Here is a 13,738-nt window from a genome sequence, read left to right on the forward strand (position 1 = left end):
CGCGCGGGGTCTTGTCGGACCGCCTCGCTCCGCGTACCGTAGGGCGGCATGACAGCGCTGTCAACGCCTCGCGTCCCGACCCCCTCGACCATCGGCCTGCACCGCCGGCTCGCACGCATCTGCGACGCCGCCGGCCACATCCGCACGATGGCCATCGACCACCCCGAGAACTACCTGCGTCTCTTCGACGCCGACCTCGACGCCGTCTCGTTCGAGGAGGTCGTGGAGTCCAAGCTCGACATGCTACGCGTGCTTTCGCGGCACGCGACCTCGGTGCTCGTCGACCCGGTCTGGAGCTTCGGCCAGTCCGTCGCCGCCGGCGTCGTGCCCGGTGACGTCGGCGTCATCAGCGGCATCGAGGACCTGTACTACCGGCCGGACAGCGCGGTCGGCTTCGACACCGGGCTGCACCTCAAAGAGGGGTGGGGGCCGCGGGTGCTCGCGACGCTCGGGGCCGACGCCGCCAAGCTCGTCGTCTTCCACCGCGAGGACCAGCCCGCCGAGGTCGTCGAGCAGCAGCACGCCGTCGTCGCGGACGCCGCGGCGCAGTGCCGGGCCCTGCAGATGCCGCTCGTCGTCGAGCCGCTGTGGTTCCCGACGGGCGACGAGGACACCGCCGACCCCGCGGTGCAGCGCGTGCGCCGCAGCAGCGTCCTGGCCTCGGCCCGCTCCTTCCGGGAGGCCGGCGCGGACATCATGAAGGTCGAGTTCCCCGTCCTCGACCTCGACGACCTCGACGCCGCGCACGAGGCCTGTGCCGCCCTCGACGAGGCGGTCTCCGGGCCGTGGGTCCTGCTCTCGGCGGGGGTGACGTACGAGGGGTTCCGCACCCAGCTCGACGTCGCCGCCGACCACGGCTGCAGCGGCTTCATGGCCGGGCGCGCGATCTGGGGCGACGCGGTCGGCCGGATGGACGCGACGGCGCGCGCCGCGGGGGCCGACCTCGCCGCCCGGCGCCTCGACGAGCTCGCCGAGGTGCTGGAGGGTCGGGGGGCGCCGGCGTTCACGCCGGTCGACCCGGCCGAGGTCGCGGCGCTCGTCGGCCCGGACTGGTACCGCGGCGCCGTCACGGCCTGAGCACCCGGGGCGGCATCCCCGCACGTGCGGGCTTTTCGTGGTCCGGGAGGCGTGCGGGCAGCGACAACCCCGTACGTGCGGGCTTTCCGTGGTCCGGCACGGAACTCGGGCGCGACAACCCCGCATGTGCGGGCTTTTCGTGGTCCGGTTCGTGCGCGCCTCGGGCGGGTCGGGGCTGCGGCGGGACGGCGGCGCGCGGTGGCACGATGGCGGCCATGAGCGACGACGCGGTCGACCGGGCCCAGCGAGCACTCGAGGAGGGCATCTCGCGGGACTTCGGCACCGCGATGTCGTACGGCGCCTACCTCGACCTCGACACGCTGCTGTCGGCGCAGCACCCCCGCAGCGAGCCGCCCCAGCACGACGAGCTGCTCTTCATCGTGCAGCACCAGGTGTCGGAGCTGTGGCTCAAGCTCCTGCTGCACGAGCTGCGTTCCGCGCGAACGCTGCTCGCCGCCGACGAGCTCGCCCCGGCGCTCAAGCGGCTCGCGCGGGTCAAGCACGTGCAGCGCCAGCTCGTGGAGATGTGGGACGTGCTCGCGACCCTCACGCCGAGCGAGTACGCGCAGATCCGCCCGTTCCTCGCGACGAGCTCGGGCTTCCAGAGCGACCAGTACCGGGCGGTCGAGTTCCTCCTCGGCAACAAGAACGCCGACATGCTCCGCGTCTTCGAGCACGACGCCCGGGCGAGCGCCCTGCTCGGGGAGCTCCTCGCCGAGCCGACGCTCTACGACGAGTTCCTGCGCCTGCTCGCGCGCCGCGAGTATGCCGTCCCGGAGGCGGTCCTGCACCGTGACGTCCGCCAGCCGTACCGCCTGGACGACGACCTCGTCGCCGTGGTCGCGGAGGTGTACGCCGCCCCGGACGAGCACTGGGGCGTCTACGAGACCTGCGAGGAGCTCGTCGACATCGAGGACCTGTTCCAGCAGTGGCGCTTCCGCCACCTCCAGGTCGTCACGCGCACCATCGGTCACAAGGTCGGGACGGGCGGGTCGAGCGGCGTCGACTTCCTGCGCCGCGCGCTCGACCTCACCTTCTTCCCCGAGCTCTACGAGGTGCGCACGCAGGTCGGCTGACCCGCGGGCGTCTCACTAGGGTCGAGGCATGCCGCCCCGGGTCATCCACACCGCGCAGGCCCTCGTCGACGCCGTGATGGAGGTGCCGTCCCTCCCGCGGGGCGGCGGCAACGTCATGGCGAGCTCCTACCGGCGCTACGCCGGGGGCGCCGTGACCATCCTGCTCGCGGCGGCCCGCTCGGGGGCCCAGGCCGTCCACGCCGGCGCGATCGGGACCGGCCCGAACGGCGACCTCGTGCGGGCCTCGCTCGCCGCGGACGGCGTGGAGGCGGCGGCCCCGCCGGTCGAGGGCTCGGACACGGGGGTCTGCATCGTCCTCGTCGAGCCGAGCGCGGAGCGCAGCTTCGTGACGACCCAGGGCGCCGAGCGCGAGATCACGGTCGCCTCCCTGGCGACGAGCGCGCCGGTCGCGGGCGACTTCGTGTGCGTCAGCGGCTACTCGCTGGTCGGGCGCACGCGCGACCCGCTGATGGAGTGGCTGGGCACGCTCGACGACGGTGTGCAGGTCGTCCTCGACCCCGGCGCCGCCTTCGCCGAGGTGCCCCCCGCCGTCCGCGACGCGCTGCTGGCGCGCACGACCGTGTGGACGGGCAACGCCGAGGAGTCGGAGGCGCTCGCGGGGCTGCGCGGCCTGCAGGAGGCGGCGCAGGTCGTGGCCGGCATCCTGCGGCCGGACGCCGTCACCGTCGTCCGTGACGGCCCGCGCGGATGCCTCGTGCGCGCGGACGGGCGCGTCGACGTGCTGCCGGGCCACCCGCAGCGCCCGGTCGACACCAACGGCGCCGGCGACACCCACACCGGGGTGCTGCTCGCCGAGCGCGCGGCCGGGCTCTCGTGGGTCGACGCGGCCGTGCGCGCCAACGCGGCGGCCGCCCTCAAGGTCACGCGGCGCGGCCCGGACACTGCCCCGACGCGCGCCGAGGTCGACGCCTTCCTGGCGGGCTGAGCCGGAGCACCGGCGGGTGATCGGGGTGCGCGGGCTCAGCCTATCCGGCCGAGGTCCTCGCGGCAGCGGCGCTCGAAGCCGTCGAGCTCGGCGAGCGCGGCCTCGAGGTCGCGGCGGCGCTGCTCGAGGTCGGCCCGGCGCTCGTCGATCTGGGCGAGGACGTACTCGAGCTGGCTGCGCCGGCCGCGCGGTGCGTCGTAGAGGTCAATGATCGTGCGGATCTCCTCGAGCGGGAACCCGAGGCGCTTGCCGCGCAGGACGAGCCCGAGGCGGGTGCGGTCGCGCCGGTGGTAGACGCGCGTGGTGCCGCGGCGCTCGGGGGAGATGAGGCCGAGGTCCTCGTAGTGACGCACGGTGCGGTGGGTGACGCCGAACTCGTCGGCGACCTCGGCGATCGTCCACGTCGTGTCGGCCGCCGGGTCGACCTCGTCGGGCAGGACGTCCGTCGTGCCGGGGGAGGTGCGCTGGCTTGTCACGGGGGTGAGTATTGCTTTACGTTGACGTCAACGTCAAGAACGTGACCACCGCCGGCCGCCGTGACCCGGGGCCGTGCACCTCGAGCGCGAAGGGGCGCCCATGTACGAGCTCAGCAAGGACCACGAGGACTTCCGGGCGGTCGTCCGCGAGTTCGCGACCGACGCCGTCGAGCCGCACGTCGCGCAGTGGGACCGCGACCACCACTTCCCGGCCGACCTCGTGCCGCGGATGGGGGAGCTCGGGCTCTTCGGGCTCGTCGTCCCCGAGGCGTTCGGCGGGTCGCTCGAGGACGCCGACGGCGGAGCGTTCACGAGCCTGTGCATCGCCATCGAGGAGCTCGGCCGGGTCGACCAGTCGATCGGCATCACGCTCTCGGCCGGGGTCGGCCTCGGCATCAACCCGATCCTCACGTACGGCAGCGAGGAGCAGAAGGGGCGCTTCCTGCCCGACCTCGTCGCCGGCCGTGCGCTCGCCGGCTTCGGCCTCACCGAGCCGGACGCCGGGTCGGACGCCGGCGCCACCCGCACCAAGGCGGTGCTCGACGGCGGCGAGTGGGTCGTCGACGGGGCGAAGGCGTTCATCACGAACTCCGGCACCGACATCACCTCGGTCGTCACGGTCACGGCGCGCACCGGCACGCTCGAGAACGGCCGCCCCGAGATCAGCGCCATCATGATCCCCTCCGGCACAACCGGGTTCACCGTCGAGCCGGCCTACCAGAAGATGGGCTGGAACATCTCCGACACCCACGGCCTCTCGTTCGCCGGGTGCCGCGTCCCGGAGGCGAACCTCCTCGGCGAGCGCGGACGCGGTTTCCACCAGTTCCTCAAGACCCTCGACGACGGGCGCATCGCGATCAGCGCGCTCGCGCTCGGCCTCATCACGCGGATGCGGGAGGAGGCCGCGGCGTACGCGAAGTCCCGCACCGCCTTCGGTCGCCCGATCGGCGTCAACCAGGGCGTGGCCTTCCCCGTCGCCGACCTCGCCGTCATGGAGGACGCCGCCCGCCTGCTCACCTACCGCGCCGCCTGGCTCAAGGACGAGCACGAGGCCGGCCGCCGCTCGGTCGAGGAGGTCAAGCAGGCCGCCGCGAAGGCGAAGCTCTACACCTCCGAGGCCGCGGTCACCGCGACCCGCATCGCGACCCAGGTCTTCGGCGGCAACGGCTTCATGGAGGAGTACCCGGTGGCGCGCTTCTACCGCGACGCGAAGATCCTCGAGATCGGCGAGGGCACCTCCGAGGTCCAGCGGATGGTCCTCGCGAAGGGCCTCGGCCTCCCGGCATGAGCATCGACCCCGTGACCACCGACGCCCGCGTCGCCGACGTCCGCGCTCGGCTGCAGGCCGCCCACGCGGCCTCGGCCGCGCCGACGGAGAAGGCGGCGGCCAAGCTCGCCGCCCAGGGCAAGCTCTACGTCCGCGACCGCATCGCGCTGCTGCTCGACGAGGGCTCGTTCGTCGAGGACGGCCGCTACGCCAACTCGCGCGCGGCCGGGCTGCCCGCCGACGGCGTGGTCACCGGGCGCGGCACGGTCGAGGACCGGCCCGTCGTCGTCATCGCCAACGACCCGACCGTCAAGGCGGGGTCGTGGGGTGCCCGCACGGTCGAGAAGATCGTGCGCGCCACGGAGACCGCACTGCGCGAGGAGCTGCCGGTCTTCTGGCTCGTCGACTCCGCGGGCGCCCGGATCACCGACCAGGTCGAGATGTTCCCCGGCCGTCGCGGGGCGGGGCGGATCTTCCACCACCAGGTCGCGCTCTCGGGCAAGGTCCCGCAGATCTGCTGCCTCTTCGGCCCGTCGGCCGCCGGCGGCGCGTACATCCCGAGCTTCTGCGACGTCATCATCATGGTCGAGGGGAACGCCTCGATGTACCTCGGCAGCCCGCGGATGGCCGAGATGGTCGTCGGCGAGAGGGTGTCGCTCGAGGAGATGGGCGGTGCCCGGATGCACTGCACCGTCTCGGGCGTCGGCGACCTGCTCGCCGCCGACGACACCGAGGCCATCGAGCTCGCACGCCTGTACTTCTCGTACGTGCCCGACTCGTGGCGCGTCCCCACGCCGAGCTACCACGCGGAGGAGCCGACCGCGCCGCTGACGCAGGCCAGCGTCCCCGAGCGCGAGAGCCAGCCGTTCGACGTCCACGAGCTGATCGACGGCCTCGTCGACGACGACAGCTTCTTCGAGATCAAGCCCCTCTTCGCCCCCGAGCTCGTCGTCGGCTTCGGCCGGATGGCGGGGGAGTCGATCGGCATCGTCGCCAACAACTCGGCCGTCAAGGGCGGCGTGCTGTTCACCGACTCCGCCGACAAGGCTGCCCGGTTCATCTGGCTGTGTGACGCGTTCTCGATCCCGCTCGTCTACCTCGCCGACGTCCCCGGCTTCATGATCGGCTCCGAGGTCGAGCGCGGCGGCATCATCCGGCACGGCGCGAAGATGGTCTCGGCCGTCGCCTCCGCGACCGTGCCGCAGTTCTGCGTCGTCGTTCGAAAGGCTTACGGCGCAGGGCTCTACGCGATGGGCGGGCCGGGCTTCGGCCCCGACGCGACGATCGCGCTGCCGACGGCGCGCATCGCCGTCATGGGGCCCGAAGCCGCCGTCAACGCGGTGTACGCCAACAAGATCGCCGAGATCGAGGCCGCCGAGGGGGCCGAGGCGCGCGACGCGTTCGTCGAGGCGCGGCGGGCCGAGTACCTCGAGGACGTCGACCTCGAGCGGCTCGCGGCCGACCTCGTCGTCGACCAGGTGGTGGAGGCCGACGAGCTGCGGGCCGAGCTGCTGCACCGGCTGCGCTACGCCGCCCGCCGCGACCGGCACTTCTCGACCAAGCGCCGAGACGTCCCCCCGGTCTGACCTCGTCCAGCCCTCGGCGCCCACCCGTCGAGTGAACAGGACACGCCGCGTGCGCGGTCGCTCGCACGGCGTGTTCTGTTCACTCGACGGGTTCTCGCGTCGGGGTCGGGCGGCGTGCTCAGGCGCCGGCGATGTCGCGCAGCGCCGCGAGGTGGGCCTGCCACGCGTCGCGGCCGGCCCGCGTGAGCGACAGCCAGGTCCGCGGCCGCTTGCCGACGTAGCCCTTGCGGACCTTGACGTAGCCGGCCTGCTCGAGCGCCGAGACCTGCTTGGAGAGCACCGAGTCCGACACCTCCACCTCGTCGCGCACGAGGGCGAACTCGGCCTCGTCGACACCGGCGAGCGTGGCGGCGATGCTGAAGCGCACCGGGGCATGCAGGACGTCGTCGAGGCGGTGCCGCGCGTGCGGGGGCCGGGTGGTGCCGTCGGCGCTCACCGCGGGTCACCGCGGCGGATGCGCACCGCCGCGAGGAGCATCGGGGCCGCGACGACGACCCCGGCGAGCGCGAGCAGCCACGGGTTCTCCGACGGGGCCAGGCCGTCCATCTTCTGCTCCGCCTCGCGGATGTTGAGCCCGATGACGGCGACGAGGAACAGCCCGAAGGTCGTCCCGAGCCCGATCCGGCCGGCGCGCCGGGCGTGCCGTGGCCAGGCCCGCGAGGCGCGGGTCTGCCACGTCGCGAGCCCGGCGACCGCGAGCACGTAGGCGACGAGCAGGGGCTGCTCGAGCGGGGTGTCGTCGGTCGCTCGTGAGAGCGACAGGTAGGCGCCCATGACGGCGCCGAAGCCGGCGGTGGCCCAGGCGTGGACGCGGCGCTCGGCGTCGCGACGGCCGGTGGCGGCCTCCGCGTGGGCGAGCCGCTCGCGGGCCTGCTGGGGCGTGATGTCGTTCATCGTGGATCCCTCCCGTGTCGTGTGCATGGGTCCAACGTTACGAAAGTACTTTCCACTCTGTCAAGTACTTTCTGAGACGCCTCACATCGGACTACGCCGCAGTACGTGTCGCCACGGCGACAGGTACTGCGGCGTAGCCCGCGACGGGGCGAGGGGGAAGGGGTGGGTCAGCGGGTGCGCAGGTCGTGCCAGGCGAGGCCCAGCTCGCCGACGAGCTCGCGCAGCAGCGGCAGGGAGACGCCGACGACGGTGCCGGGGTCGCCCTCGATGCCGGCGACGTACGGCCCGCCGAGGCCGTCGAGGGTGAAGGCACCCGCGACCCGCAGCGGCTCGCCGGTCGCGACGTAGTCGTCGATCTCGGCGTCGGAGAGGTCGGCGAAGTGCACGGTCGTGCTCGCCGTGCCGCCGAGCTGGCCGCCGGTGCCGCCGTCACCCGTGTCGCGCAGGTCGACGAGCCAGTGGCCGGTGTGCAGGACCCCGGAGCGCCCGCGCATCCGGCGCCAGCGCTCGACGGCCTCGGCGGCGTCGGCCGGCTTGCCGTGGACCTCTCCGTCGAGCTCGAGCATCGAGTCGCAACCGAGGACGAGCTCGACCTGGAGGTCCTCGCCGGACTCCTCGAGGCTCGCGACGACGTCCTCGGCCTTGGCGCGGGCGAGGAGCAGGGTGACGTCCTCGGCGGCGAGGGTGCCGTGCTCCTGCTCGGCCGCGGCGACCGCACCGGGCTCGTCGACGTCGGAGACGCGGACGACGGGCTCGACGCCGGCCGACCGCAGGGTCGCGAGGCGGGCGGGGCTGGCGGAGGCGAGGACGAGGGTGACGTCGGGCATGGCGCACACGGTAGACGGCGGCGCCGGGCCTCAGCCCAGCACCTCGTCGACGAAGCACCAGCGCCACGCCTCGCCGGGCTCGATCGAGCGCATCACGGGGTGGCCCGAGGTGTGGAAGTGGCGGCTCGCGTGCTGCCCGACGGAGGAGTCGCAGCAGCCGACGTGCCCGCACTCGGTGCACGAGCGCAGGTGCACCCAGGTGAGGCCCTCGGCCCGGCACTCGGGGCACCCCTCGGTGTCGGACGGGGGGTGCGGGGCGCTGTCGTCGGCGAGGTGGTCGCACGCGCCGGCCACGCGGTCGGGGGGTCGCAGCTCCGACTCGCGCACCCCCGCGGTCCGGGTGGCGCTCCACACGAGGGCGGTCTCCTCGGCGTCGAGCTGCGCGAGCACGCTCGTGAGGACGGCGTGGTCGACCTCGCCGTTGCCGCGGATGCGCAGCAGCTCCTCGCGCTCGGCACGGATCATCTCGGCGCGCAGCCGGGCGCGGGCCTCGGCGGGGCTCTCGCGGTCGGTCCGGCCGAGCGTGCCGAGCCGTTCCCAGCTGCGGTTGACCCGGTCGGCGGCCTGCTGGCGGATGACCTCGAGCACGTCCTGGTCGACGTCGGGGTCGGCCTCGAGGTGGCGCAGCCCGGCCCCGGTCGTCGCGCCGAGCACGGTCGCCTCCTGGAGCGCGTCCTCGCGCGGGTCGGGGCCGCGGACGTCGAGGGCGCGGGCGAGCGCCGGCAGGGTCGTGCCCTGGAGGACGAGCGTGCCGACGGTGACGACGAGGGCGATGAGCACGAGCTCGGGGCGCATCGGGGTGTCCTCGGGCAGCGTGAGGGCCGCCGCGAGGGTGACCACACCGCGCATCCCGGCCCAGCCGGTGACGAGGGACCAGCCGAGCATCTGTCGGCGGTCGGCCCGTCCCCGCAGCACCTGGACGACCGACTGCCCGAACAGCCACAGCGGCCGCAGGACGAGGACGGTCAGCAGGACGGCGCCGGCGACGGCCAGGGTGCGGCCGGCGCCGAGCTCGCCGGTGCGGGTGTCCTGGAAGAGCGTCCACACCTGCAGGCCGATGAGCAGGAAGACCGCGTTCTCGAGGACGAAGGTGACGCTGCCCCAGTTGATCCGCTCGGCCAGGCGCGACGGCGCGGACTGCAGCACCGGAGCCCGGTAGGCGAGCAGCAGGCCCGCCGTGACGACGGCGAGGACGCCCGACGCGCCGACGGCCTCCGCCGGGGCGTACGCGACGTACGGCGCGATGAACGACAGCGCCGTGTCGGCGGCGACCTCGGTGAGCCGGCGGCGCATCCAGCCGATGACGACGAACGCGACGACCCCGACGGCCACGCCGCCGACCGCCGCGACGAGCAGCTCGAGGGTGACCGACGCGAAGGTGACCTGCGTGATCTCGGCGCCGTGCGCCGCGAGGCCGGCCGCCGCGAGGGCGGTGCGGAGGGTGACGAGCGCGGTCGCGTCGTTGAGCAGCGACTCGCCCTCGAGGATCGTCGTGATCTTGCGCGGCAGGCCGATGCGGCGCGCCACGGCGGTGGCCGCGACGGCGTCCGGGGGCGCCACGACCGCCCCGAGGGCCAGTGCCAGCGCGAACGAGACGCCCGGCATGAGCGCCCAGACGACGAGCGCGACCCCGAATGCGGTGAAGAGGACGAGGCCGACCGACAGGCTGAGGATCTTCGAGCGGAAGGTCCGGATGTCGACGAGCGAGCTCGACAGCGCGGCCGAGTACAGCAGCGGCGGCAGCAGCCCGAAGAGCGCGACCTCGGGGGAGAGGCGGATCTCGGGAACCTGGGGGATGGCCGAGAGCACGGCGCCGACGACGAGCAGCGCGATCGGCGCCGGGACCCGGAGGGGGGCGGCGAGACGGCTGACGACGATGACGACGAGGATGATGGCGACGACGAGCGCGGCGGGCTCCACGGCGTGCATTCTCGCCTGTTGCGGCGCCGGAGGGGAGCCCGGGGCCGGGCGGACCCCGCGGTGCCCGGTCCGTGGACGCGCCGGTTGCCGGCGCGCGGCCGCTCGTCAGCGGGGGACGACGTCCTCGAGGGCCCCGGTGAGGTAGTGCTGCAGGACCGGACCGACCGCGGCCGCGAGGCGGTCCGGGTCCTCCTCGGGGATGCCCGGGAGGGCCAGCACGTAGCGCGAGAAGATGTAGCCGACGAGCTGGCTGCCGATGAGCGAGGCCCGCAGCTCCGGCTCGTCCTCGCCGAGCAGGCGCGCGAGCGGGGTGAGCATCCGGTCGGACAGGACGTCGCGCACGAGCAGCGCGGCGTCGTCCTCCGAGGCCGCGGCGCGCACGAGGCCGGTCATCGACTGCCGGGTGCCGGGGTCGTCGAACATCCGGACGACCACCTGCGCGAGGCGGTACCCGGCCCGCTCCGGGCCCTCGGACATCACCGCGCCCGCGAGCTGGTCGGGGTCGAAGGGGAAGTCGACGACCGCGACGAAGAGGTTCTGCTTGGTGCCGAAGTAGTGCGTGACGAGCCGGGTGTCGACGTCGGCCTCACGGGCGATGGCCCGCAGCGTCGTGCCGGGGTACCCGTGCTCACCGAACTGGTGCGTGGCGGCGGCGAGGATGTCCTCGCGGGTGTTGCTGCCCGCCGGGCGTCGCCCTCGTGATCTCGGCATGGGTGCTCCTCCGGGTCCGGGTCCCACGGTCGCAGGACGGGGAGGCGTCGACCCGGCCGTCGGCCCCACCCCCCGGTGATCCACCAGCGTAGGGGACGCGGGTCCACCGGTGTCCACCCCCTCGGGCCCTCGAGTTTTCCCGGCCGGTGCGTCCGGGTGCCTCAGCCCCCGACGACGGCGGTGCGCAGCACGTCGAGCCCGACCGAGCCGACGTCGAGCGCCCGGCGGTGGAAGTCCTTGAGCGAGAATGCGTCCCCTTCGCGGGCGGCCACCTCGTCGCGCATCTGGAGCCAGAGCCGCTCGCCGATCTTGTAGCTCGGGGCCTGCCCGGGCCAGCCCAGGTAGCGGTCGAGCTCGAAGCGCAGCGAGGCCTCGTCGTTGCGGGCGTGGCGGCTGAGCAGCGTCCAGGCCTTCTCGTAGGTCCACGCGCCACCGCCGACCTCGGCCGGGGCTTCGAACCCGCAGTGGACGCCGATGTCGATGACGACGCGCACGGCGCGCAGCGACTGGGCGTCGAGCATCCCGAGGTACATGCCGGGGTCCTCGAGGTACCCGAGCTCGGCCATGAGCCGCTCGGCGTACAGGGCCCACCCCTCGCCGTGACCGCTGACCCAGCACATCATCCGGCGCCACTTGTTGAGCAGCTCGCGGCGGTACACCGTCTGCGCGACCTGGAGGTGGTGCCCCGGGACACCCTCGTGGTAGACGGTCGTCAGCTCCTTCCAGGTGCCGAACTCCGTGACGCCCTTGGGCACCGACCACCACATCCGGCCGGGGCGCGCGAAGTCGTCGCTCGGGCCGGTGTAGTAGATCCCGCCGGTCTGCGTCGGGGCGATGCGGCACTCGATGGTGCGCACCGGCTCCGGGATGTCGAAGTGGGTGCCGGCGAGCGCCTCGATGGCCTCGTCGGCGCGCACCTGCATCCACCGCTGGAGCGCGTCCGTGCCGTGGAGGCGGTAGGCCTCGTCGCGGTCGAGGTGCGCGACGGCGTCGTCGACCGAGCCGCCGGGGACGATGCGGGCGGCGGTGCGCTCCATGTCGGCGGTGATGCGGGCGAGCTCCTCCTGACCCCACGCGTAGGTCTCCTCGAGGTCGACGGCCGCGCCGAGGAAGGAGCGCGAGGCGAGGGCGTAGCGGTCGCGGCCGGCGGCGTCGGACTCCGGCGCCCGGTCGAGCAGGTGCGTCGCGAGGTCCTCGCCGGCGCGGCGGTAGGCGGCGGCCGCGCCCTCCACGGCCCGGCGCAGGTCGGCGGCGACGGCGTCGTCGAGCGACGCGTCGCCCGCCCGGGCTCCCGAGAGGAGGCCCGCGAAGTAGCCGTCGGGGGCGACGAGGTCCTCGCACTGGCGGATGCAGGCCTCGACCTGCCGCCGCGGCGTGACGAGCCCGCGGTCGGCCGACTCGCGCAGGGTCCCGGTGTACTGCTCGAGCGCCCGCGGGATCTGCCCGACGCGGGCGGCCATCGTCGCCCAGTCGTCCTGGGTGTCGGTCGCCATGAGGTCGAGGACGTCGCGGACGCCCTGCAGCGGGGAGGCGATGACGTCGAGCTGCATCCGGTCCAGGCCGGCGTCGTGGGTCTCGAGCGCGAGGCCGAGCCGCTCGCGCATCGCGGCGACGGTGACGCGGTCGACGTCGTCGACCGGCTCCGCGGCGTCGAGGCGGGCGAGGGTGGCGCGGGCGAGGTCCGCGTGGGCCGCGTAGCCCTCGGGGGAGAGGTCGTCGAGCTCGTGCTCGTGGCCGGGGACGCCGAGGTAGGTGGCCTCCATCGGGCTGAGGGCGACGGCGGCGTCGAAGTGGGCGTCGGCGACGGCGTCGACGGCGGTGGGGGTGCGGACGGTGGTGGGCTCGCTCACCCGGCGGACGCTACCCGAGGAGGGCGTCTGCGGCGCCCCGGTTTCCCGGCCTAGGCTCGGGTCCGTGACAGCACGCATCCGGTCGGTCAACGTCGGCGGCCCGCGCGAGGGCGTCGGGGCGCGCGGCCGGGCCAGCGCCATCGACAAGCAGCCGGTCGTGGCGGTCGAGGTGCGCGACCCCGGGCCGAAGAGGGGCGGGCTCGGCAGCGGGGTCGTCGGGGACGACGTCGTCTCGCGCAAGCACCACGGCGGGTCCTCGCAGGCGGTCTACGCCGTGGCCCGGGAGGAGCTCGACCACTGGGGCGCCGAGCTCGGGCGCGGGCTGCGCGACGGGCTCTTCGGCGAGAACCTCACGACGGAGGGCCTCGACGTCGACGCGGCGCTCGTCGGCGAGCGCTGGCGGGTCGGGACGGCGCTGCTCGAGGTGACCGGACCGCGCATCCCGTGCGCGACGTTCGGGGCGTGGATGGGCGAGCGCGGCTGGGTGCGGCGCTTCACCGAGCGCGGGCGGACCGGGGCCTACCTCGCGGTGCTCGAGCCGGGGACGGTGTCGGTCGGCGACGTCGTCGAGGTGGTGGAGCGGCCGGAGCACGGCATCGTCGTCCCGCGGGTGTTCCGGGCGTTGTGCGGCGACCTGGAGGCCGCGGCCGAGGTGCTCGGGGCGCGGGTGCTCGACCCCCAGCACCACGCCGAGCTCGAGCGGTCGGTCGCCCGCCGCACCCCCTGAGCCTCGCCCGCCTCCCGCGAACGCGTGTGAAACCGCCGGACGAGACCGGCGGGTTCACACACGTTCGCGGGGAGAGAGGGGAGGGCGAGCGGGGCGGTCAGCGGCGGTAGGTCGTGTGCCAGGCGCCGGGGCCGTGGCCGACGGGCCGGCGGACGGCGGCGTCGTGGGCCGCCCACGTCGAGGTGCGCTGCGGCGGCGCCGGGTCCTCGCCGCCGCCGGCGGCCGCGAGGACGGCGACGACCGCCGCGACCTCCTCGGGGGTCGCGGGGCCGTGGACGACGATCGCCGGCGGCTCGTTCTGCTGCACGTCGTCGACCATCACAGGGCCGGGTCCCCCTGAGCTCTGAGCCTGCGAAGAGGTCATAGGGCGGGTCCCGTGGG

The 13,738-nt window shown here is 74.3% G+C and carries 14 protein-coding genes; 6 read left to right on the forward strand and 8 right to left on the reverse strand.

What is annotated here, in order from left to right:
* Window positions 1-48: 48 nt before the first annotated feature.
* The 3 genes from J3473_RS07670 to J3473_RS07680 all read left to right on the forward strand — a co-directional run bounded on the left by J3473_RS07670 (window position 49) and on the right by J3473_RS07680 (window position 3,099).
* A complete protein-coding gene (locus J3473_RS07670) occupies window positions 49-1,077 on the forward strand; it encodes a hypothetical protein (protein ID WP_207022616.1) in 1,029 nt (342 codons plus the stop codon).
* A 215-nt stretch (window positions 1,078-1,292) separates the two neighbouring features.
* Entirely contained in the window at window positions 1,293-2,153 is an 861-nt protein-coding gene (locus tag J3473_RS07675) for a tryptophan 2,3-dioxygenase (RefSeq protein WP_207022617.1), read from the forward strand.
* Window positions 2,154-2,181: 28 nt separating this feature from the next.
* The gene (locus J3473_RS07680; protein ID WP_207022618.1) at window positions 2,182-3,099 is read left to right on the forward strand and encodes a PfkB family carbohydrate kinase; all 918 of its coding nucleotides are present in this window, start codon (window positions 2,182-2,184) and stop codon (window positions 3,097-3,099) included.
* A gap of 35 nt (window positions 3,100-3,134) precedes the next feature.
* On the opposite strand, the gene J3473_RS07685 is transcribed toward J3473_RS07680, so the two are convergent.
* Complete coding sequence (locus J3473_RS07685) at window positions 3,135-3,536, reverse strand: MerR family DNA-binding transcriptional regulator (protein WP_207022983.1); 402 nt, start codon at window positions 3,534-3,536, stop codon at window positions 3,135-3,137.
* Window positions 3,537-3,675: 139 nt separating this feature from the next.
* On the opposite strand from J3473_RS07685, the gene J3473_RS07690 reads away from it, so the two are divergent.
* Together J3473_RS07690 and J3473_RS07695 are read left to right on the forward strand one after the other, a co-directional pair.
* Window positions 3,676-4,863 (forward strand): acyl-CoA dehydrogenase family protein, encoded by a 1,188-nt coding sequence (locus J3473_RS07690; RefSeq protein WP_207022619.1) that lies wholly within the window; start codon window positions 3,676-3,678, stop codon window positions 4,861-4,863.
* The gene (locus J3473_RS07695; protein WP_207022620.1) at window positions 4,860-6,428 is read left to right on the forward strand and encodes an acyl-CoA carboxylase subunit beta; all 1,569 of its coding nucleotides are present in this window, start codon (window positions 4,860-4,862) and stop codon (window positions 6,426-6,428) included. Before J3473_RS07690 ends, J3473_RS07695 begins: the two co-directional genes overlap by 4 nt.
* 118 nt (window positions 6,429-6,546) lie before the next feature.
* Here the strand turns inward: J3473_RS07695 and J3473_RS07700 are convergent, their stop codons facing one another.
* The 6 genes from J3473_RS07700 to J3473_RS07725 form a co-directional block, all read right to left on the reverse strand.
* Entirely contained in the window at window positions 6,547-6,864 is a 318-nt protein-coding gene (locus J3473_RS07700; RefSeq protein WP_030527689.1) for a transcriptional regulator, read from the reverse strand.
* Complete coding sequence (locus tag J3473_RS07705; RefSeq protein WP_207022621.1) at window positions 6,861-7,322, reverse strand: hypothetical protein; 462 nt, start codon at window positions 7,320-7,322, stop codon at window positions 6,861-6,863. Before J3473_RS07705 ends, J3473_RS07700 begins: the two co-directional genes overlap by 4 nt.
* 167 nt (window positions 7,323-7,489) lie before the next feature.
* Entirely contained in the window at window positions 7,490-8,149 is a 660-nt protein-coding gene (locus J3473_RS07710) for a nucleoside triphosphate pyrophosphatase (RefSeq protein ID WP_207022622.1), read from the reverse strand.
* A 30-nt stretch (window positions 8,150-8,179) separates the two neighbouring features.
* Complete coding sequence (locus tag J3473_RS07715) at window positions 8,180-10,078, reverse strand: cation:proton antiporter (RefSeq protein WP_207022623.1); 1,899 nt, start codon at window positions 10,076-10,078, stop codon at window positions 8,180-8,182.
* Between the two features lie 96 nt (window positions 10,079-10,174).
* Window positions 10,175-10,780, reverse strand: a complete 606-nt coding sequence (locus J3473_RS07720; protein ID WP_030527685.1) for a TetR family transcriptional regulator — start codon at window positions 10,778-10,780, stop codon at window positions 10,175-10,177.
* A 161-nt stretch (window positions 10,781-10,941) separates the two neighbouring features.
* On the reverse strand, window positions 10,942-12,630 hold the full coding sequence (locus tag J3473_RS07725) for a DUF885 domain-containing protein (RefSeq protein ID WP_242525762.1): 1,689 nt from the start codon (window positions 12,628-12,630) through the stop codon (window positions 10,942-10,944).
* A gap of 64 nt (window positions 12,631-12,694) precedes the next feature.
* On the opposite strand from J3473_RS07725, the gene J3473_RS07730 reads away from it, so the two are divergent.
* Window positions 12,695-13,357: an MOSC domain-containing protein gene (locus tag J3473_RS07730; RefSeq protein ID WP_207022625.1), complete on the forward strand. Its 663-nt coding sequence runs from the start codon at window positions 12,695-12,697 to the stop codon at window positions 13,355-13,357.
* A 97-nt stretch (window positions 13,358-13,454) separates the two neighbouring features.
* Here J3473_RS07730 and J3473_RS07735 read toward each other — a convergent pair whose 3' ends face one another.
* Entirely contained in the window at window positions 13,455-13,664 is a 210-nt protein-coding gene (locus tag J3473_RS07735) for an acyl-CoA carboxylase epsilon subunit (protein ID WP_242525763.1), read from the reverse strand.
* Window positions 13,665-13,738 lie beyond the last annotated feature (74 nt).

Origin of the sequence: Phycicoccus sp. DTK01, assembly GCF_017312765.1 — a bacterium.
Classification (GTDB): domain Bacteria; phylum Actinomycetota; class Actinomycetes; order Actinomycetales; family Dermatophilaceae; genus Phycicoccus; species Phycicoccus jejuensis.